At 41.8% G+C, this 19,841-nt stretch carries 20 protein-coding genes; all 20 read right to left on the minus strand.

What is annotated here, in order from left to right; genetic code table 11:
• Position 1: 1 nt before the first annotated feature.
• Complete coding sequence (locus tag B5G52_RS01180; RefSeq protein ID WP_087530865.1) at positions 2-769, minus strand: protein phosphatase CheZ; 768 nt, start codon at positions 767-769, stop codon at positions 2-4.
• Positions 770-785: 16 nt separating this feature from the next.
• Entirely contained in the window at positions 786-1,169 is a 384-nt protein-coding gene (gene cheY / locus B5G52_RS01185) for a chemotaxis response regulator CheY (RefSeq protein WP_087530866.1), read from the minus strand.
• A gap of 40 nt (positions 1,170-1,209) precedes the next feature.
• Positions 1,210-1,920, minus strand: coding sequence for an RNA polymerase sigma factor FliA (locus B5G52_RS01190; RefSeq protein WP_087530943.1), 711 nt, complete (start codon positions 1,918-1,920; stop codon positions 1,210-1,212).
• A gap of 26 nt (positions 1,921-1,946) precedes the next feature.
• Complete coding sequence (locus tag B5G52_RS01195; RefSeq protein WP_087530867.1) at positions 1,947-2,807, minus strand: MinD/ParA family protein; 861 nt, start codon at positions 2,805-2,807, stop codon at positions 1,947-1,949.
• Complete coding sequence (flhF, locus tag B5G52_RS01200) at positions 2,800-4,302, minus strand: flagellar biosynthesis protein FlhF (RefSeq protein ID WP_087530868.1); 1,503 nt, start codon at positions 4,300-4,302, stop codon at positions 2,800-2,802. The genes B5G52_RS01195 and flhF overlap by 8 nt, the downstream gene beginning before the upstream one ends.
• A gap of 25 nt (positions 4,303-4,327) precedes the next feature.
• On the minus strand, positions 4,328-6,436 hold the full coding sequence (gene flhA, locus B5G52_RS01205; protein WP_087530869.1) for a flagellar biosynthesis protein FlhA: 2,109 nt from the start codon (positions 6,434-6,436) through the stop codon (positions 4,328-4,330).
• Between the two features lie 82 nt (positions 6,437-6,518).
• Positions 6,519-7,649 (minus strand): flagellar biosynthesis protein FlhB, encoded by a 1,131-nt coding sequence (gene flhB / locus B5G52_RS01210; RefSeq protein ID WP_087530870.1) that lies wholly within the window; start codon positions 7,647-7,649, stop codon positions 6,519-6,521.
• Between the two features lie 9 nt (positions 7,650-7,658).
• Positions 7,659-8,438: a flagellar biosynthetic protein FliR gene (gene fliR, locus B5G52_RS01215; RefSeq protein ID WP_087530871.1), complete on the minus strand. Its 780-nt coding sequence runs from the start codon at positions 8,436-8,438 to the stop codon at positions 7,659-7,661.
• Between the two features lies 1 nt (position 8,439).
• Positions 8,440-8,709, minus strand: a complete 270-nt coding sequence (fliQ, locus tag B5G52_RS01220) for a flagellar biosynthesis protein FliQ (RefSeq protein ID WP_087530872.1) — start codon at positions 8,707-8,709, stop codon at positions 8,440-8,442.
• A gap of 45 nt (positions 8,710-8,754) precedes the next feature.
• On the minus strand, positions 8,755-9,495 hold the full coding sequence (gene fliP, locus B5G52_RS01225; RefSeq protein WP_087530873.1) for a flagellar type III secretion system pore protein FliP: 741 nt from the start codon (positions 9,493-9,495) through the stop codon (positions 8,755-8,757).
• 1 nt (position 9,496) lies between these two features.
• Positions 9,497-9,883, minus strand: coding sequence for a flagellar biosynthetic protein FliO (gene fliO, locus B5G52_RS01230; protein WP_087530874.1), 387 nt, complete (start codon positions 9,881-9,883; stop codon positions 9,497-9,499).
• Positions 9,880-10,278 carry a flagellar motor switch protein FliN gene (gene fliN / locus B5G52_RS01235; RefSeq protein WP_087530875.1) on the minus strand — a complete coding sequence of 133 codons (399 nt, stop codon included), beginning with the start codon at positions 10,276-10,278 and terminating at the stop codon, positions 9,880-9,882. Before fliN ends, fliO begins: the two co-directional genes overlap by 4 nt.
• Before the next feature lie 18 nt (positions 10,279-10,296).
• Positions 10,297-11,391, minus strand: coding sequence for a flagellar motor switch protein FliM (gene fliM, locus B5G52_RS01240; RefSeq protein WP_087530876.1), 1,095 nt, complete (start codon positions 11,389-11,391; stop codon positions 10,297-10,299).
• A 9-nt stretch (positions 11,392-11,400) separates the two neighbouring features.
• Positions 11,401-11,922: a flagellar basal body-associated protein FliL gene (fliL, locus tag B5G52_RS01245; protein WP_087530877.1), complete on the minus strand. Its 522-nt coding sequence runs from the start codon at positions 11,920-11,922 to the stop codon at positions 11,401-11,403.
• A 66-nt stretch (positions 11,923-11,988) separates the two neighbouring features.
• Entirely contained in the window at positions 11,989-14,355 is a 2,367-nt protein-coding gene (locus B5G52_RS01250; RefSeq protein ID WP_087530878.1) for a flagellar hook-length control protein FliK, read from the minus strand.
• 100 nt (positions 14,356-14,455) lie between these two features.
• Positions 14,456-14,902, minus strand: coding sequence for a flagellar export protein FliJ (gene fliJ, locus B5G52_RS01255; RefSeq protein WP_087530879.1), 447 nt, complete (start codon positions 14,900-14,902; stop codon positions 14,456-14,458).
• Positions 14,902-16,236: a flagellar protein export ATPase FliI gene (fliI, locus tag B5G52_RS01260; protein ID WP_087530880.1), complete on the minus strand. Its 1,335-nt coding sequence runs from the start codon at positions 16,234-16,236 to the stop codon at positions 14,902-14,904. The genes fliJ and fliI overlap by 1 nt, the downstream gene beginning before the upstream one ends.
• Positions 16,237-16,254: 18 nt before the next feature.
• The gene (fliH, locus tag B5G52_RS01265; RefSeq protein WP_087530881.1) at positions 16,255-17,070 is read right to left on the minus strand and encodes a flagellar assembly protein FliH; all 816 of its coding nucleotides are present in this window, start codon (positions 17,068-17,070) and stop codon (positions 16,255-16,257) included.
• Positions 17,071-17,073: 3 nt separating this feature from the next.
• On the minus strand, positions 17,074-18,120 hold the full coding sequence (gene fliG, locus B5G52_RS01270) for a flagellar motor switch protein FliG (RefSeq protein WP_087530882.1): 1,047 nt from the start codon (positions 18,118-18,120) through the stop codon (positions 17,074-17,076).
• On the minus strand, positions 18,113-19,828 hold the full coding sequence (gene fliF, locus B5G52_RS01275) for a flagellar basal-body MS-ring/collar protein FliF (RefSeq protein WP_087530883.1): 1,716 nt from the start codon (positions 19,826-19,828) through the stop codon (positions 18,113-18,115). The genes fliG and fliF overlap by 8 nt, the downstream gene beginning before the upstream one ends.
• Positions 19,829-19,841: the final 13 nt, after the last annotated feature.

A 19,841-nucleotide genomic window follows, 5' to 3' on the forward strand; every position in this document is an offset into this window, starting at 1 on the left:
CTTAGAAGCCCAAACTTGACAGTAAATCGTCAACATCATCTTGCCCATTGACAACATCATCTCGCGACTCTTTATCAATAATTGGCCCTTCTGGACCTGCTAATGTCGTTTTTGCAGGCGGTATTTCTTCTATAGCTGCTATTCTAGTTTTAGCTTCGCCAATTTCATGACTACCAAATGCAGTCAATAAATGTATTAAACTATCTTCAACTTCTCTAACTAAATCAATTACGCGGCGGATAACTTGCCCTGTTAAGTCTTGATAATCTTGCGCCATTAACACATTAGTCATTAGACCTTGCAGTTCGTCGGTCTTAGTGTGGGAGTGGTTCATGAATTTATCTAAACTATGACACAGTGACTTAAATTCACCGAGCTCAATTTCACGACTCATTAAACGGTCCCAAGTCGGCTTTATCTGGGCGATTTCATCAGCCAACTCTTGTGCTATTGGCAAGCTAGCTTCAACTGCATCCATGGTTTTATTAGCAGCATTTTCTGTCATTTCCATAACATAATTTAAACGCTGCTTTGCGTCAGGAATTGCATCAGTTGTTAAGTCTGAGAGCCGCGTATCGAGTTCAAAATTCTTTAGCGCGTCATGAAGTTGGCGGGTTAATTTACCAACTTCAGCAAAAAGTTCTGATTGCTCTTTTGTCGCCGCATCAAGGATGAGCTGATCAGCTTTATCTTGCTCATCGTTTTCAAGGTGAACAACAAGCTGACGGGCTTGTTCTAAAGTGATCTGAGGCGCAGCAGGTGCTGACATAAGCCTCTCCTATTAATTAGCCTAGGCGCTCAAACACTTTTTCCAATTTGGTTTTAAGTGTTGCAGCAGTAAAAGGTTTTACGATGTAGCCATTAACGCCGGCTTGAGCAGCAGCAACAATTTGTTCTTTTTTAGCTTCTGCTGTTACCATCAGCACAGGGATATGTTCAAGCGTGTCATCAGCTCTGATAGCACGTAATAAATCAATACCTTGCATACCTGGCATATTCCAATCAGTCACTACGAAATCAAATTCTTGATTTTGTAGCATTGGTAAAGCTGTTGAACCATCATCAGCTTCTTGCACATTAGTAAAACCTAAATCTCTTAACAGATTTTTGATAATACGTCTCATCGTCGAAAAATCATCAACAACAAGAATTTTCATGTTTTTATCCAAAACATCCTCCGGTGAGGTCTGAACCTATATTTACTTACTACTAATTTATCCAGTCATTGATTTTTGCTTTTAGCTTAATCATCGCCTGACCATGTATCTGGCTCACACGCGACTCGCTAACATCGAGTATGTGCCCAATTTCTTTTAAATTCATTTCATCGTTGTAATAGAGCGAAAGAACAAGGCCGTCACGCTCTGGTAGCGACTTAATTGCTGCTAACAAGGATTCATTAAAACGTTCATTCTTAACGTTATTAAAGGGCTTGTCCAGTGCTAAGTCTTGCCCAACTGGGGTTATAACATCTTCATCAACCCCTAAGTCTTCGATACCCAGAACTTTGCTTGAGTTTACATCACTTAGAATATGATGGTACTCATCTAGCGTAATATCAAGTTTTTCAGCAACTTCACTATCTTTAGGCTCACGATTATATTTACTTTCTAGTTCTGTAATTGCTTCTGCAACCATACGGCTATTGCGATGTACTGAACGAGGGGCCCAATCACCACGGCGCATTTCATCAAGCATTGCACCACGAATGCGAATACCTGCAAAGGTCTCAAAACTGGCACCTTTTGCAGCATCAAAGTTTTTCGACGCTTCAATTAAACCTATCATGCCTGATTGAATTAAATCATCTAGCTGTACACTCGGTGGGAAACGTGCAATTAGATGACACGCCACTTTTTTCACAAGCGACGCGTGCTTTTCAACTATTGCATTTAAATTTGCTGTGGATTGATAGCCCATCGCTTTGCTCACCGATGCTGTCATAGTTAGCCGTTTACTAATTTTTCTATGAAAAACTCTAAATGGCCTGATGGTTGATTAGGTATTGGCCATTTAACTGCTTTTGTCGCCAAAGTTTTAAAAGCAACTGCCGCTGGAGAATTTGGAAATAATTCAACAATTACTTTTTGGCGGCGGGTAGATTTACGCATGTTTTCATCGTAAGGAACGGTAGCAACCAACTCCATAGAGACATCTAAAAATCGGTCAGTTACTTTAGATAATTTAGCAAATAGTTCATGGCCTTCACGCATGCTACGCACCATATTGGCAACTATTTTAAATTTATAAACACCATGCTCACGACTAAGGACCTTTATGAGGGCATAAGCATCGGTGATTGAGGTGGGTTCGTCGCATACAACAACCATAACATCTTGTGCTGCACGGGAAAAACTCAACACCATATCAGAAATACCAGCAGCGGTATCAACAATTAAAATATCAAATTCAGTGTTTAACTCACTAAAAGCACGGATAAGACCAGCATGCTCAGATGGCGATAATTCCACCATGCTTTGTGAGCCGGACGTTGCGGGAACTATTTTTATCCCTGCGGGGCCTTCGACTAAAATTTCATCTAACTCGCATTCACCCGATAAAACATGGGATAAGTTACGCTCTACACGTAAACCTAGCATCACATCACAATTTGCTAAACCTAAATCGGCATCCAGTACTAAAACTCTATTGCCTAGCTGGCCAAGCGCGATTGCAGTGTTTAATGACACGTTGGTTTTACCAACTCCGCCTTTACCACCGGTAACAGCGATAACTTTTACACCGTTATTATTGTTTTGACTCATTTTTCGCAGGCCACTTGCTTGATCTAATACTGTGTTAATCATACATCCCTACTGTGCTCGACGCCACTGCTTGACGTCGTGAATGTTGTGCTTTTGTTCTTTTTAAATACAATTGTTCAGCTTTTTTTACTAATTTTTCTGAATTAGCGACACGAATGTCCTCAGGAACACGCTGGCCGTTAGTAAGATACCCTATTGGAAGGCGATTTTGAATCGCTACGCTAATAATCTCACCTAAACTTAGCGACTCATCCAATTTGGTGAAAATACAGCCACTTAATTGTACTTTCTTAAAGTGTCGTACCGTTTCCTGTAACACGTTAATTTGTGCCGTTGCGCTTAAGACTAAATAATTACGAATATCCACACGTTGATTACGCATTAGCGTGTTTAATTGCTGTGTTAAACGTAAATCACGTTGGCTCATTCCCGCCGTATCAATTAATACTAGTCGTTTATTTCGTAAATGGTATAACACTTCTGCTAATTCGTTAGCATCTTTAACTTGTTTTACGCCACAGCCAATTATACGACCATACGTCGCAAGCTGCTCATAAGCACCTATACGGTAGGTATCGGTTGTGATCAGCGCGACTTTATCTGCGCCATATTTTTGCGCGCCCAGTGCGGCTAACTTAGCAACCGTGGTAGTTTTACCAACGCCAGTAGGCCCCACTAATGCGTATACACCACCTTGACGAAGTATTTCGTTATTCGTTGTATGCATTTGGTTTTCAACCATTTGCAGTAGCGCCTGCCATGCTTGTTGGCGAGAAACATCATCAGGAATAAAACACGCCATTTGCTCGGCTACATCATGCTCTATGCCCATACCAACTAAACGGTCAATCATACAAGCTCGTGTTGGATCACGCCGTGCCATATCTTGTTGCATTAAACCTGACACTTGGTGTTCAAGCAGTTGACGAATCGCATTCATTTCATCACGCATTGACGAAATTTCGTCACTTTTGCCATTCCCTGTAGCTGCTTGAGAGTGTAAAGGGGTGTCTAAATCATCAAAGCCACTTTCTAACTCGTCATCAAAACCTAAGCTGTGTGCTTGAGTATGTGCTTTATTTGTCGTTTCACGGCGAGCAAACTCTGGGTGTGCTTGCGGTTCACTTGCTCTATAGTGTGCTTGATCTGGCTGTGGCTGTTGCTGCGGCTTACCCTGATATTGAGTTGAAGTATCAATACCCGATTGGCTAAACATAGACGCAAGCTCTGGTGATTTAGGTTGTGGTGACTGACGTTCTAATAAAGCTTGTAGGCTATCAGCAACCGCAGCTTGTGGCTCTTGCTGAGCACGTTGCGGCGCAGGTTTTACAAAGTTCGGATTTCTTTGTGCTTGAGCCGCGGCAGGTTGTGGTGCTGATTCTTTTGGTGCAGACTTGTCATAATCAACAGCAGCAACAATTTCAACGCCATTAGCTAGCTTTTTATTTGACATAATTACTGCCTCTACACCAAGTTCATCTTTAACTTCTTTTAGTGCGGTACGCATATCTTTAGCAAAAAAACGTTTTATTTTCATGGTTCACAACCCTTTTAAAATCCGATTATTGGCCTACTGAGCTAACAATCTTGATCTGTCTTTCATCTGGTACCTCTTGATAAGACATCACTCTCAAACCTGGAATGGTGTACTTAACGAATCGAGATAACACAGTGCGTAACATTCCTGATGTTAGCAATATCGAAGGTTCACCGGCCATTTCTTGATTCTGATGCGCTTCGTTTAATGATTGTTGAAGTCGCTCAGCAAGTCCTGGCTCTATTCCGGCACCTTCGTCGCCTGCATTCTGAAGTGACTGATGCAACATCTGTTCCAACTCGGGCGCCAAGGTTATGACAGGTATTTCTGATGACATACCAACCGCATCTTGAACGATTAACCTACGCAATGAAATTCGCACTGCAGCCGTTAATACGTCAGGGTCTTGGCTACGAGGACCATACTCAACTAGGGTTTGTACAATTGAGCGCATATCGCGAATTGCTACGCCTTCATTTAATAAATTTTGCAGGACTTTAACCACGGTTGTGAGTGGTAATACATCTGGCACTAAGCCTTCGACTAAACGAGGGTGGCTTTTAGCTAACATATCTAATAGATTTTGTACTTCTTCGTGACCAAGTAGTAATGCAGCACTGTTAGTAAGTAATTGACTGATATGAGTAGCCACGACAGTCGCTGAATCAACCACTGTGTAGCCTAATGATTGGGCTTCATCTTTTTGATTTGGCTTGATCCACACCGCATCTAAGCCAAACGCAGGATCTTTAGTTTCAATGCCTTTAATTGGACCGAACACTTGACCTGGATTAATCGCCAGCTCATCCCCGTGTTTGAGCTCCCCTTCACCACTAGATACACCCATCATAGTGATCCTGTAAGCATTTGGGTCTAATTCGAGATTGTCACGAATATGCACCGGTGGTACTAAAAAGCCCAGCTCTTGTGATAACTTTTTACGCACTCCTTTAATTCGGTTAAGTAGCTCGCCACCTTGAGATTGATCAACAAGTGGGATCAATCTATAACCGACCTCTAAACCAATGACATCAACTTGCTGTACGTCATCCCAGCCAAGTTCTTTTTGTTCTTGTTTATTAGCAACACCGGTGCCAGCTGCCCCACCATTTGCCGCCTCTTCTTCTTTAACTGCGGCCTCTTTAATTTTGTTTTGTTGTGTGTAGTACGCAAGGTAACCAAGCAGCGCACCTAAACTTAAAAATGCAAAATGCGGCATGCCGGGTACTAAGCCCATAACTATGAGAATACCTGATGCGATAAACAGAGATTTTTCGTTACCAAGTTGGCTTTTGAATTGGTCGCCCATATTCAGCGATTCATTTTGGCGTGTTACAACAATTGCAGTACCAATTGATAACAGTAATGAAGGCAATTGTGCAACCAAGCCATCACCAATCGTCAGTAATGTATACACCTCCATCGCTCGGCCGAAACTAAGGTCATGTTGGATCATACCTACGAATAAACCACCAATGATATTGATGATCAAAATCACGATACCTGCGATGGCATCCCCTTTTACAAACTTACTGGCACCATCCATTGAACCATAAAAATCTGCTTCACGGGTGACTTCTTCACGGCGGTCTCGTGCTTGCTCTGCGCTGATAAAACCGGCGTTTAAATCGGCATCAATGGCCATTTGCTTACCTGGCATAGCGTCTAAGGTAAAACGTGCTGATACTTCGGAAATACGCCCAGCACCTTTGGTGATTACGACAAAGTTAATGATGATCAAAATTAAGAACACCACTAAACCAACGGCATAATTGCCACCAATAACCACCGAGCCAAATGCTTCAATAACTTTACCCGCGGCATCCCCGCCATTGTGGCCTTCAAGTAAAACTACTCGGGTACTGGCAACATTGAGCGCTAAGCGCATTATGGTTGCGATAAGCAGTACTGCGGGGAACATACCAAACTCAACAGGTTTCATGGTGTAAACAGTCACCAACAAAACCACTAAGGCAAGGGCTATATTAAACGAAAAAAGAATATCGAGTAAAAACGGCGGCAGCGGTAAAATCACCATACCTAGCGCAGCTAGTACGAGTAAAGGCGTTCCAACTCCTTTGGCATACTCTTTTTTATCTTTATTAAGTTGTTGTAATACAGCTTTAAATTCCATAACTCACAATTTCAAAAAATTGACACTGCACGGAATTTGCAATAACTATTCCAAGTTATTGCAAAGCTAAAATTAAGCAGGACTAGTATTTATAAGCGTCTGGAATAGGAAGCTTTTTATTGAGCTCAGTTGGGCGCTTACCACGGCCTTTTTGAAAGCGCTTAAGTTGAAATACATAAGCGAGTACTTGTGCAACCGCTGTAAACAGCTGATCTGGTATTTGGTCGCCAACCTCTGCAGTGTGATACAGCGCACGAGTCAACATAGGGGATTCAACTACAGGGACTTCGTTCCCTTTTGCAATTTTTCGAATTTGCATTGCCATCTCATCAATCCCTTTAGCAAGTACAATTGGCGCACCTGCACGCTCTGTATCATATTTAAGTGCCACGGAATAATGGGTTGGGTTGGTTACAACTACATCTGCATCAGGCACGTCTTGCATCATCCTGCGCTGCGACATCTGTCGTTGGGTTTGCCTAATGCGAGCTTTTATTTGCGGATCACCTTCTGAATTCTTATATTCATCTTTTACTTCTTGCAAAGTCATTTTAAGTTCTTTGTGGTGTTTATGACTTTGATACGGTGCATCAATCGCTGCAATAATCGTTAATGTGCAGGTTAAACCTAAAAACATCCACGCCAGAATCTCTAAAGCATGAATAATATTACCCGGAGCACTTTCAATGCTCAGATGAAGAATCTCATCAAAAAAGGTATTAATTAAAAATATGGCAAACCCAGCCACCACTGCAAACTTTAAAATCGACTTAACCAGCTCCACGCCAGCTTGCGGGCCAAACATACGTTTGATACCTTTAGCGGGTGACATTTTACTTGCCTTAGGTGCAGCGGCTTGCCAACTAAAGTTAAACCCACCGAGTAATGTATTTCCTATAATACCCGCAAGAGCAATAATAAATACAAACATAGCCATTGGAAAAACAAGCGCGTCAGCTACAGATCCCCACACCGAAAACATCTTAGTTGTGTCATAGGTTTCGTTGCGATTCAAACTCAGCATTCGGCCCATAATATTATACAGGCCTTTACCAATTTCAGGACCATACAATAATAGTGAAATAGCAGAAAAAATAAGCACAAACATAGTACCTAGCTCCTTTGAACGCGCTACTTGGCCCTTTTTCTTAGACTCTTCAATTTTTTTACCGGTGGGTTCTTCGGTTTTTTCTTGACCTGAATCTTCAGCCATATTGCGCTCCTAGGGTGAACAACCAACTAAAGTACACATCAATTCAACCATTTTTAACCACTGAAATTCAAACTGAGTGACAAAGTTTCCTAATGTTGCCCAAATGATGACAAGACCAGCGACAAGGGTAAATGGAAATCCTATAGAGAAAATATTTAACTGCGGCGCAGCACGAGTCATTACTCCAAACGACATATTAATGACCAGCATTGCGGTTAACGGTGCTAAAGATAACACCAATGCAGTAGTAAACATCCAACCGCCCCATGTCACGATATCCCAATAGTGATCAACTGCCCACCAGCTACCATCAATAGGGAGAACATTAAAACTATGCACCACCATTTGGATCATCATTAAATGACCGTTAAAAACAAAAAATAATAAAGTAGCTAGGATTAAGTAAAATTGACCAACCGCAGGTACGCTCATACCATTAGACGGGTCAACAACAGAGGCAAAGCCTAAACCCGTTTGCATTGCCAATATTTGCCCCGCTAACACGAAGGTATTAAGCATGAGTAATGATGCAAACCCGATAGCGACTCCTATCAGCATTTGCTGAATCACCACTAACACCATTTGAAAAGAAAATAGGTTATTGAAACTTGCAGGAGGAAGCACAGGTACGACTAAAAACGTAATAACCACCGCCAAGCCCATTTTGATTCGGGTAGGTACATTTTTGGCGCCAATACCTGCCATAACCATGATCATCGAGCTAATACGTACTAATGGCAGTAAAAAATCACTGAGCCATTGAATAATAACTGAAAATGGAAATTCCATATTAGCCTGCGATTTCAGGGATGATCATGATTAAACGGGTAAAAAAGTCCATTAACTCCTGAGTTAGCCAATGACCACCAAAAATAAGTGCACTAATGGTAATTAATAAACGTGGTAAAAAGCTTAATGTTTGCTCATTGATAGACGTTGCTGCCTGAAATACCGCAACAACTAAACCAACGAGTAGACCGGGAACAACAATAGCGGAAACTAACTTAATTACTAAAAATAATGCATCGCTGAGTATATCAACAAAAATTTCCGGTTCCATGGCTCCCTCCTAGTTTTGCTTAAGCGTCAATATAAACAACATAGTCTAAGCCCCGAGTCCGAAACTTTTTGCTAAGGTGCCCATTACAAGACCCCAGCCATCAACTAAAACAAACAGCATAATTTTAAAGGGTAAAGATACGATCATCGGCGATAGCATCATCATACCCATTGCCATTAATACAGAAGCCACCACTAAGTCGACAATTAAGAATGGAATGAAAAACATAAAACCGATTATAAAAGCAGTTTGCAACTCACTAGTGACAAAAGCAGGAATAAGGACAATCATGGGCGTATCTTCAGGTGAATTAAGCTGATCATACCCTGCTATTTTGGCGAATGTTTCTAAATCTTTAATACGCACTTGTGACAACATAAATGCTTTCATCGGTTCTTTAGCAAGTTCTAACGCTTGTACCGATGTAACCTGTTCATTCATATAAGGCTCTATAGCTTGCTCATTCACTTTTTGATACACAGGCGCCATAATGAAAATACTTAAAAACAATGACATGCCAAGTAGTATTTGATTTGACGGAGTTTGCTGCAAGCCAATCGCTTGGCGTAAAATAGCCAACACTACAATTATTCGCGTAAAAGAAGTCATCATGATCACGGCCGCAGGAATGAAGCTCAGTGCGGTCATGATAGCAAGTACTTGTAGTGTTACAGAGTAGTCTTGTGAGCCATCAGGGTTGGTGGTGATATTAAGCGCTTCAATGCCTTCAGCATTAACTTGGGGAATAAACACTAGGGTAAAAAGTATCAGCAGCCACTTCATCATATTATGTATTCTTTTTATTGTGGTTGGTATTTGGGTTTAATAGCTTACCAAAACGCTGTGCCAAAGCGGGTAATTCTTTTTCGGTTAATGGCGTTTCTAATTTATGTAAGTAATTAATACTATGAGGTGTTACCCCTAACAAGTGCTGGCTGTTGTCTATCTCAACGACCATTAAGCGTTCGCGCGTGCTCAAGGGGAGACTTCGCACCACTTTAAACTCTTCACTATTCGCCAAATTGGGGTTCAGTTTTTTAACCAGAAATGCCAGTACCACAATCAGTACCAGTACCATGATTAACGACATCGCCATTGAGACAACGTCTCCCATCGGCGTAGCCGAGGGAGTTACTGTGCTTGTAGCTGCGGAAAGTAAAAACCAGCCACTCATCGTAATTTTTTGATCCGCTCTACTTGGCTAATTACATCCGTTAAGCGAATACCAAATTTGTCGTTTACCACAACCACTTCACCATGAGCAATAAGCGTACCATTAACTAACACATCTAACGGTTCACCTGCGACACGGTCAAGCTCAACCACTGAACCTTGGTTTAACTGCAATAAGTTACGAATATTTATTTTAGAACGCCCTACTTCCATCGAAATAGTCACCGGTATATCTAAAATTGTGTCGAGCTTACGCTTTTCTTCATTGCTCATTTCGTGCTTAGCGTCACTTAACTCATCCAGTTCAGCAACCTTTGCATCGCCACCTTCGTCTGCACCTTCAGCTTCGGCTAAGGCTGCAGCCCATTCGTCCATCGTATCTTGGTCATCACTCATACTTAAAAACCTTAATCTTTACCAGTCTAAATCAACACCTTCAGAAAGGTGTAAATCGTCTTCTAATTCTGCTAATTCTGCATCTGAATCGAGTTTTTTACCACCTTTTGTAAAGACGTGTAATTCTGATTTGACAGATTCAGGGCGTTTAATTTTTTCACTAATTTGCAGTGCGACATTATCCCGTGAGCGGCCCATTTTAGCTCTAAATGTAGGCAGTTCTTCTACAAAAACAGTTATATGCTCTGGCATCTCAACTGGAATGATATCACCGGCTTTAAGCTCCATAATTTGTTCTAAGCTTAAATCCACTTCTAATAATTGCGTTGAAAGCTCAACCTCTACATCCATGATTTCATCACGTAATGCTTTACTCCAACGTAAATCAGTGTCTTCGGTGTCAGATTGCACACCAGCATCAAGCAACTCTCTGATTGGCTCGAGCATAGAGTAAGGTAAAGCAATATGAAAATCGCCGCCACCGCCATCAAGTTCAATATGAAATGAACTGATCACCACAACTTCTGTTGGGCTAACAATGTTTGCCATGGCAGGGTTTACCTCTGAATCGAGGTATTCAAAAGACACATCCATCACCGGTGCCCATGCTTCTTTATAATCTTCAAAGATTATTTTCAACAGCATTTGCACTATACGGCGCTCTGTAGGGGTAAACTCACGCCCTTCAATTTTGGCATGATAGCGACCATCTCCACCAAAGAAGTTATCAACCAAAATAAACACTAACCGTGCTTCCATGGTGATTAAGCCTGTGCCTTTTAATGGGCGAAAACGCACCATGTTTAAACTTGTTGGTACAAAGAGAGTGTGAATATACTCCCCGAACTTTATCATTTGCACACCGTTGATTGATACTTCGGCGGTGCGGCGCATCATATTAAATAAACTGATCCGCATGTGGCGGGCAAACCGTTCATTGACGATTTCCAGCGTCGGCATTCTACCGCGAACAATACGGTCTTGTGATGAGAAGTCATATTGTAGCGTATTGCCACCATCCCCTTCATCACCGTCTTGTATATCTTCCTCTTCAACCTCATCAACACCGTGTAATAGCGCATCAATTTCGTCTTGGGATAATAAATCGCTCACGCAGACCCCTTATTGCATTACAAAGCCGGTAAATAACACCCGCTCAATTACTTTGCTGCCTTCAACATCATTCAATGCCGTTTGTACTTTTTCAAGTGCTGCTACACGCAAGCTTTCTTTACCTTCACTCGTGCCTAGCTCATCGGCTGTGGTAGTAGAAAATACACTTAATATTGTCCCTTCAATAAGTGGTATATGCTTTTTAGCTATTTCTTCATTTACGTCACCACGGACCAATAATTGTACTTTAATCTGCACCACACGGTCTCTGCTGGCACCGGGTACATTAAAAACAAACGGCCTAGGCATAGCTACATATAAAGCACTACCTATTTGTGCTGAATCAGAATTGTTCACCTCTTCACTAGTAACAGTTTCATCAGCCAAAGTTTCAGCAGGTTCATCTGAGCCTGATAGGAAGAAATAACCAGCGCCGCCCGCAATAACAAGCAATATCACCGCGATTATGATAATAAGCTTTTTTTTACTTTTTCCACCATCTTCGATTTCTAAATTTGCTTCTTCAGCCATGATAATTCCTTTGCGTCTTAATGACCCAGCAAGTTATTTATTTTTATATCATTATAATAGCAGGTGTTAGGCATAGTAATCTATTGATGATGAAGATTGTTGCTTGATATTGTTAGTAGATGCTTGAATATCTGTCGATTCATCATCATTTTCAGCATTATTTGCAAGTTGACCTTGAGCATTTTGCTGCTGTTGTTCTGCCATGTTTTCTTGGCTATCACCTTGCTGAATACTACTTTCTCCGAGTTCTATGCCTTGCTCCGCAAGCATTTCACGTAATTTAGGCATAGATTGCTCAAGCGCTTCTTTTGCTTGTTGGTTTTGAACCACAAAGTTTATTTGTGCTTGTTCCGCATCACTGCGAATACGAATTTGCATGCTGCCCATTTCTGGCGGATCTAAACGAATTTCAGCTTCCTTATTATTAATATTTAATAAGGCACTAACGCGCTCTTGCAATAATTTAGCTGCATCACTCTTAACAATATTTAGTGCCTGTAGCATAGTAGGGTCAACATTTATTTGTTTGCTCTGAGATGTAGCGGTCGTTTGCTGCGCATTAAGCACTTGCATATCAGTAAATTCTTGCTGATAACGCTGCTCAATAACCTCATTCATCCCCGTCACTACAGAGCTTGTAATTTGATTCGTTGCAGTCGTAATTTGAGCGAATAGCTGATTTGTTCGAGTTACAGCTGTGTCGCGAGGAGTTAATGCTTCTGCGTTATCTTTATCAACGATGACTTGCTCTTTAACAATACTTTGCACAGCAGACTGTTTATTAGCTTGCTCTTGGCTCAATGCATTGCCCGCAGCACTTGGTACAGGTGCTGCTTTGCTTGATTCAAGAAGTGTATTGTTTGCTGCTTGCGTAGAAGTTTGTGTGTTTAGTTGTGGCTCTTTTATCGTTGTAACTGACTTGCCTTCAAGTTCAGCCAAAGCGGCATTAACTTGATTTAATACCGCGCCTTGAGGTTTTTCAGTCGCGAGAAATTGATTTAACTGTTTTGCTAGTACTTGTTTTTCTGATGTTGAAAGACTCGCTATTTCATCGCTTAATTGCGCCGCATCAATAGTTGCAGTTGTATTGGCGGTTGTATTTTTTAACACTGAGTTATGGCTAGTGTCGCTGTTAGTCACTACAAATTGTGCAATGGTCTGTTTTAACTCAGATATATGTTGTGATGTCGGCCCTTGCGCTGGAAAGCTTGCTACTTGCGTTTGTAATGCTTTACGCTGCTCAGTAGTTAGGCTAGCAAGTAGTTTATCATCAGCTAGAGACTTATTTTCATCTGCATTTAATAATGTTTGCGCAGCTTGAGTTACGTCAGGACTTTTAGCAATCGCTGAAGTCATTACTAAGGATTTATCTGGCGTTGAACTAACGTCCGTTTGCGTTGCAGAAACGGCGTCTTTTAACACTTTTACTGTATCAGCCGTTTGTGTCATAGCTTTGTCAACGGGTGGGTTTTCAGTTGTATTTTCCACCCTAGTTGCTTTTGCAGTATTGCTAGCATCATCAAATTCAGTTGTTGTGCTTTGATCTGTTGATGGGGACAATGCAACGTCAGTTAAGGCTTTAGCCTCACCATTGTGTGATGATTTTACCCCCCCACTCTGAGCGGATTCATTCTCGCTATTAGTTGCAGTACCAACTAACTTTCCTTCAAGTGATTTAGCGATTACTACAGCCTCTTTGTCTGAGTAAACCTCATCAACAATGGGTGTCACAGCATCACCAGGATCCCCTTTATAATTAACTTCTTTACCAATCGCTTCAGCAATAACTGTTTTATCACTTGTTACAGCAAGCTTATTCTCACTGCTATCATCTTCGAGTGGTGAATCAATAATTGGGGTAACCGCATCAATAGGGCGTGGTGCATTGACTTTTACCAACTCAGGATCTAGCTGCTCTTTTGAGTACTTGTCCAATAAATCGCTGACATAGTTACTCTCAGCATCTTGACTGTCATCTTCAAGTGGCGGGTCAATAATTGGGGTTACAGCATCAATAGGGCGTGGTGCATTTACTTTAACCAAACCTGGATCTAGTTTTTCTTGAGCATATTTATCTAATAGGTCAATTACAGAAGTTGCCGGTTTATCAGTTGATGTGGTCTTTACACTGGTATCTAAATTATTTGCAGCATTAATTTGTGCAAGCATATCGTCACCTGATATTTCAGGTTTATCTTGCTCTTTTTTTATTTCATCTTGATCTAACTTGACCTCTTCGGGGTCTTGCTGCTCGGCTGTATTTGATTTTTTATTTGGTGTTTCAACAGCATTATTAGCACTTTGCAATTGGCTGAAAAAATCACTACCAGAGATCTGACCATCTTCGGTGTTGTTTTGATGCACCTGATCTTTGTTAGCTAATTTAGCATCTGGCTCTGCTGATATGAGTACTGATAATTCGCTAATCGACATAATTCACCTACATTAAACGTGGCAATTTGCCGCCGCAGTTTGCCAATATAAAGACTTCATAAATGAATAAAGCAATTTATATGCCTAAATTGTTATTAGTTCACAAGGCTTGGCGTTTTTGAAAGAATTGATTGGAGGAAAACTCATCAAGCATTTTTTGTTCATTCTTTAAAATTAGTGCATTCGCTTTTTGCTGCTGCTTCTCGATGAGCTTAGCAACTGCTTTGGCCTTTATTTGCTGCTTTAACCACAAACTTTGCCGCTGGGTAACAACTTGCTTTGCTGTACTTACAGTGCTCGCTTGCTGGCGAATAGCTTCTTCTATTTTTGCGATAAAAGCATGATATTGACTAAACCCTGCACTACTCAAACCAGATTGGCCTTTGACGTGAAGTTGCTGTGTATACTCCATGCGAAAATCATTTAATCCTTGGAGCTTTTGCTGATTAGCTTGAAAATGTTGTTGCGCTTGCAAATAATTCATTCGCAACGACTCTTCTTTGTCTTTTTCTAATTTCAGCAATAGATCGAGTTTATTCTTTGCCATTATGCTTGTCCTAATAATTGGGCAAGCCCTTGCAAGCCATCATCATAACTAATCACATCTTTCATACCTTGCTGCAAAAATGCGTTTACTCTTGGCATCATATTTATAGCCTGATCAAGCATTTGATCAGTGCCCTTTTGGTAGGCACCTAAGGTGATCATGTCTTTATTTTGTTGATACATGGAATACACTTGTTTTAATACTCTCGCTTGCTGCATATGGGGCTCTGAAACAACTTGCGGCATAACCCGCGAGATAGACTTTTCAATATCAATTGCAGGATAATGACCGCTATCGGCTAAATCTCTTGATAACACAATGTGACCATCTAAAATCGCGCGAGCAGCATCGGCTATTGGGTCTTGCATGTCATCCCCTTCGCTTAGCACAGTAAAAAATGCCGTTATTGAGCCCTGCCCTTCACCACCATTCCCAGCGCGCTCCACCAGCGCGGGCAGTTTAGCAAACACTGAAGGCGGGTAACCTTTGGTTGCAGGCGGCTCACCAACAGCTAACGCTATTTCACGCTGTGCCATGGCATAACGCGTCACTGAATCCAGCAGCAATAGAACATTTAAACCTTGATCGCGAAAATACTCTGCAATAGTCACTGCACTTTCGCACCCTTTAAGGCGCATAAGCGGTGAGGCATCTGCTGGAGCTGCAACCACTACGGATCGCTTGCGCCCTTCAACGCCTAAAATCTCTTCGATAAATTCTTTAACTTCACGGCCACGCTCGCCCACTAAACCAACGACGATAACATCGGCCTCAGAGCCTCGGGTCATCATACCCAGTAAAACAGACTTACCCACACCAGAACCTGCAAACAAGCCCATTCGTTGGCCCTGACCTACTGTAATAACTGAGTTAATCGCGCGCACGCCAACATCCATAGGCTGACTGATTGGTCTACGAGACAGGGGATTAATAGTGTTTTGGGCAAATTTTAAATGATGCTCTGCGTTTATCGGCCCTAAACCATCCAATGGGCGCCCTAAACCATCTACAACCCGGCCAAGTAAACACATACCAACCGGCAAGCCAGTTTCATTTACTTGCGGTATAACCCGTGCACCTGGCAACACACCTGATATATGATCATTGGGCATTAAGTAGAGGGTTTGGTCGTTAAAACCAACTATTTCAGCATCAACAAAGCCATGCATGGTTTCGATTTTACATTGGCTGCCTACAGGGGCTCTAAGCCCCTTAGCTTCCAAAGTAAGGCCTACAACGCGTGTAAGAATGCCCGCGACAGCCGGTGCTGGGCTGTGAATATGTTTTTGGTAGTCTTGTAAGCGTTCGCTTAATGGCCGAAGTTGAGAACTCATTGCAAACCAATTATTGAGTTAGATACCACTACTATGCAAAAAACTATCCAACGTTTCTTTGACGCGTGTTTTCATCGTCATATCAATGGATGATTGAGGGGTTTTAACTTGGCAACCACCACGCTCTAAGGTTGGCTCTGGCACAAGTTGCCAATTACTTTGCGATAGCGCTTGTTCACCATAACTGCTTTTAACTAATTCGATATCGTCAGGATTTAGGTGAATACGCACACTTTGTTGTTGCTCTCCGAGCGCATCAATAGCGTGTTTTAAGCTATGTAAGAGCACATTCGGCGAGGTTTTAACTTCTTGATAAATTAATGCTTCAGCCAGCATCACCGCCAGTTGAATTAATTGCTTTTCCGCATCTTCGTCAACTTTATCAAGGGGGGCTGTTAAGCTATCAAGCAGTGTTTTTAAGCCCGTTAACTGCTCTTCAATTAATGGCTTAACCTCTTCATGGCCTTGAGTTTTACCCAGTTCAACACCTTCTTTGTAGCCTGCTTCTTTGCCTTCTGATACACCTTTTTCAAAGCCATCAATATAACCTTGTTCATGGCCTTGCTTTAAACCTTCTTCATACGCATCTTGGCGAATACGCTCCAGTTCAGCCATCGTTAAATTAGGTAACTCTTCTTCTGCTTCAGGCTCTTCAATCGGTTCTTTAACTTCTTTTTTGTAAAGCTCTGCGAGTGGCGTACCAAATGCCGTTGAACGACCATCGTATTTGCGTGTATCTTGAGTTACATCTGGGATAGGCCAGTTTTCTAATAACTCATCAACCGCCTCATTTGCATGCAATGGCCGACCTTGAGTTGAGCGAGATTTATTCATGGTTTACAAGAACTCCTCGCCACCGCCGCCACCAAGCATAATTTCACCTGAATCAGCTAAACGGCGAGCTGTTGATAGTATTTCTTTTTGTGCAGCTTCTACTTCACTAATCCGCACCGGTGCCATCGCCTCCAAGTCATCCGCAAGCATGTCGGCAGCACGTTTTGACATATTACCCAATATTTTATCTTTTAATGCTTCGTCCGTACCTTTAATCGCTTTCATCAGTACATCTTGTTGTACTTCACGTAAGATAGCTTGTATGCCTCTATCTTCGACATCCATTAAGTTTTCAAATACAAACATTAAATCTTGAATTTGTTGTGACATTTCTTCGTCATGCTCACGGATAGAGTCCATGAGTTGACCTTCAACATTGGTATCTAGGTAGTTCATTATATCAGCAGCAGCTTTCAGGCCGCCCATTTTCGCAGCTTGTGCACCCGCTTGACCTGCAAATTGTTTTTCCATGATCTCGTTAAGTTCTTGCAGTGCTGCAGGTTGAACTTCTTCAAGGTTAGCAATACGCATGGTTAAATCTAAGCGCACTTTTTCTGGGAATTGCGCTAAGATTTCAGCAGATTGCTCTGGTTCCAAATATGACAGAACAATGGTTTGAATTTGCGGATGCTCGTTACGAATAATATTGGCTACTTGTTTTGAGTCCATCCACTTTAATGAATCCAAGCCTTTCGCGCCTGATCCCATAACTATTTGATCAATTAAGCTGGCGGCTTTGTCTTCACCTAATGCAGCAGTAAGTGCTTTTTTTATAAAGTCTTCAGATTGGAAGCCAATAGTACTAAAGCTTTGTATTTGCTCAATAAATAAATTATGTACAGCACTTATTTTAGCCTGCGACAAATCATCTATTGCCGCCATTGCCATACCTACTTTTTGCACTTGCTTCGGCTCTAAGTGCTTAAGTATTTGCGCTGCATCTTCTTCCGATAAGCTCAACAGTAAGATTGCCGCTTTGTCTACACCATCTAGTTTATCAACATCAAATGCAGCGGGTAGTTGTTTTTGTTCTAAATCTTGATCAGTCATCTTCGCTTAACCACGCTTTCACAACCTGTGAGGATAGTTCTGGTTCATTTGCTACAAGGGCACGAACAGCTTTAAGTAAGTCTTCGTCGCCATGTAAGTCTGGTAATTGCAGTGTACCATCACTTGAGAAGCCAACCGAAGCAGAATCAAAATCTTTATTTAGCATATCTAGCGTGTTATCGCCAATATCAACACCTGAGCTTAGTGCATCATCATCATATTCTTCAAGTGTGTCGTCAGGGTAAATTAAACGTTTCAGCATAGGTTTAACCACAGCCATAATCAATACGATAATAACTAATGCGCCGAGTACTAAACGAACAACCTTCATGAACCAGCTTTGCTCCCAAAGTGGTACTTCTTCTAACACGTCTAATTGCTCACGAACAAAAGGAACCGTAACGACTTCTAATGCATCACCACGCTGTAAATCAAAGCCAACCCCACCTTGTAATAAACGACGGATATTTGACAGTGCTTCAACTGAGCGCGGTACCATAGTGGTTTCACCGTTTTCACCCACAGTGGGCAAGTAATCCACCGCAACTGACACACTGATACGGCGAATAACACCTGTTTGCTGACGCTTATGTGAAATTGTAGTATCTAGCTCATAGTTACGGGTCGCTTCTTTATGACTTCTGCTCGGAGATGTACCTGTACCCGCTCCTCCTTGCCCCGCAATTTCAGGGATATCCGAATTGACTGGTGGTTGGTTTGTCAATGCACCTGGGATACCTACCGCAAGTCCACCAATGTTATTTTCTTCAAAGGTTGTTTCGCTACGTACTGCAGGTAAATCTGGGTTATAACGCTTTTGTGTTTCTTCAACTGCACTAAAGTCCATGCTTAAATCAACTTGCGCAGTATAATTGCCCATACCAACTACTGGCATTAAGATGCTGTCAATTTTTTGTAGATACTCTTGCTCACGTTTACGTTCAATATCGTATTCTTTACGCGAACGTGCCGCTAATGAGCTTTGCGAACCTGAATTAAGTAAACGGCCATTTTGGTCAGTCACTGTGACTCGTGCTGGTGATAGGCCCTGCACCGCGGAGGCAATAATATCAACAATTGAGTCAACTTCTTCACTATCAAGCATTCTGCCGCGCTTGAGTGTTAAAACCACTGTAGCAGAAGGTTCTTTTTCACGACGAGCAAACACATTTTCTTTTGGAATGGCGAGTAATACCTTAGCACGGGTGACGTTTTTTAATTCTTCAATAGTACGCGCTAACTGCTGTTCACGACCATGCTTTAAGCGCTCACGCTCTAAGCGTTGACTCACACCAAAACCCATGTCTTGCATTATAATGTCAGTGCCAGAACTCGGCGCTTGATCTAACCCTTCACGGGTCATAAGCAGTTTAATATTCTGATATTCACCCTCTGCAACTGAAATGACATTGCCATCCAGCTCATATTCAATCTTTTGCGCATCTAAAAAATCCAGGGTTTGAATTAACTCTTCTGTCGGCATTTTACCCAGCGGACGCATATCTGGCTGACGAGCCCAAATAATCACAAAAATTGCGATAGCTAAGCAAATAGCAAGGGCGATGATCAAAGTAACTTGGCGCAGTACATCAACACCATTTAATGCACTTAAGTAGCCTGACTTTTGCTCTTGTTGATCATCGTTATCGCTTTGGTCGATACCGCCACCTGCTAATGCAAGGTCTGTTGATTGATTAGATTGCGCCACAATAATTCTCCAC

It is taken from the genome of Pseudoalteromonas sp. A601, from assembly GCF_002165575.1.
GTDB lineage: Bacteria > Pseudomonadota > Gammaproteobacteria > Enterobacterales > Alteromonadaceae > Pseudoalteromonas.

Bases quoted from the DNA above. Each gene is read 5' to 3' on its own strand.
- B5G52_RS01180 (WP_087530865.1), bottom strand. From the start codon at position 769: ATGTCAGCACCTGCTGCGCCTCAGATCACTTTAGAACAAGCCCGTCAG.
- B5G52_RS01190 (WP_087530943.1), bottom strand. From the start codon at position 1,920: ATGGGCTATCAATCCACAGCAAATTTAAATGCAATAGTTGAAAAGCAC.
- B5G52_RS01195 (WP_087530867.1), bottom strand. From the start codon at position 2,807: ATGATTAACACAGTATTAGATCAAGCAAGTGGCCTGCGAAAAATGAGT.
- flhF (WP_087530868.1), bottom strand. From the start codon at position 4,302: ATGAAAATAAAACGTTTTTTTGCTAAAGATATGCGTACCGCACTAAAA.
- flhA (WP_087530869.1), bottom strand. From the start codon at position 6,436: ATGGAATTTAAAGCTGTATTACAACAACTTAATAAAGATAAAAAAGAG.
- flhB (WP_087530870.1), bottom strand. From the start codon at position 7,649: ATGGCTGAAGATTCAGGTCAAGAAAAAACCGAAGAACCCACCGGTAAA.
- fliR (WP_087530871.1), bottom strand. From the start codon at position 8,438: ATGGAATTTCCATTTTCAGTTATTATTCAATGGCTCAGTGATTTTTTA.
- fliQ (WP_087530872.1), bottom strand. From the start codon at position 8,709: ATGGAACCGGAAATTTTTGTTGATATACTCAGCGATGCATTATTTTTA.
- fliP (WP_087530873.1), bottom strand. From the start codon at position 9,495: ATGATGAAGTGGCTGCTGATACTTTTTACCCTAGTGTTTATTCCCCAA.
- fliO (WP_087530874.1), bottom strand. From the start codon at position 9,883: ATGAGTGGCTGGTTTTTACTTTCCGCAGCTACAAGCACAGTAACTCCC.
- fliN (WP_087530875.1), bottom strand. From the start codon at position 10,278: ATGAGTGATGACCAAGATACGATGGACGAATGGGCTGCAGCCTTAGCC.
- fliL (WP_087530877.1), bottom strand. From the start codon at position 11,922: ATGGCTGAAGAAGCAAATTTAGAAATCGAAGATGGTGGAAAAAGTAAA.
- B5G52_RS01250 (WP_087530878.1), bottom strand. From the start codon at position 14,355: ATGTCGATTAGCGAATTATCAGTACTCATATCAGCAGAGCCAGATGCT.
- fliJ (WP_087530879.1), bottom strand. From the start codon at position 14,902: ATGGCAAAGAATAAACTCGATCTATTGCTGAAATTAGAAAAAGACAAA.
- fliI (WP_087530880.1), bottom strand. From the start codon at position 16,236: ATGAGTTCTCAACTTCGGCCATTAAGCGAACGCTTACAAGACTACCAA.
- fliH (WP_087530881.1), bottom strand. From the start codon at position 17,070: ATGAATAAATCTCGCTCAACTCAAGGTCGGCCATTGCATGCAAATGAG.
- fliG (WP_087530882.1), bottom strand. From the start codon at position 18,120: ATGACTGATCAAGATTTAGAACAAAAACAACTACCCGCTGCATTTGAT.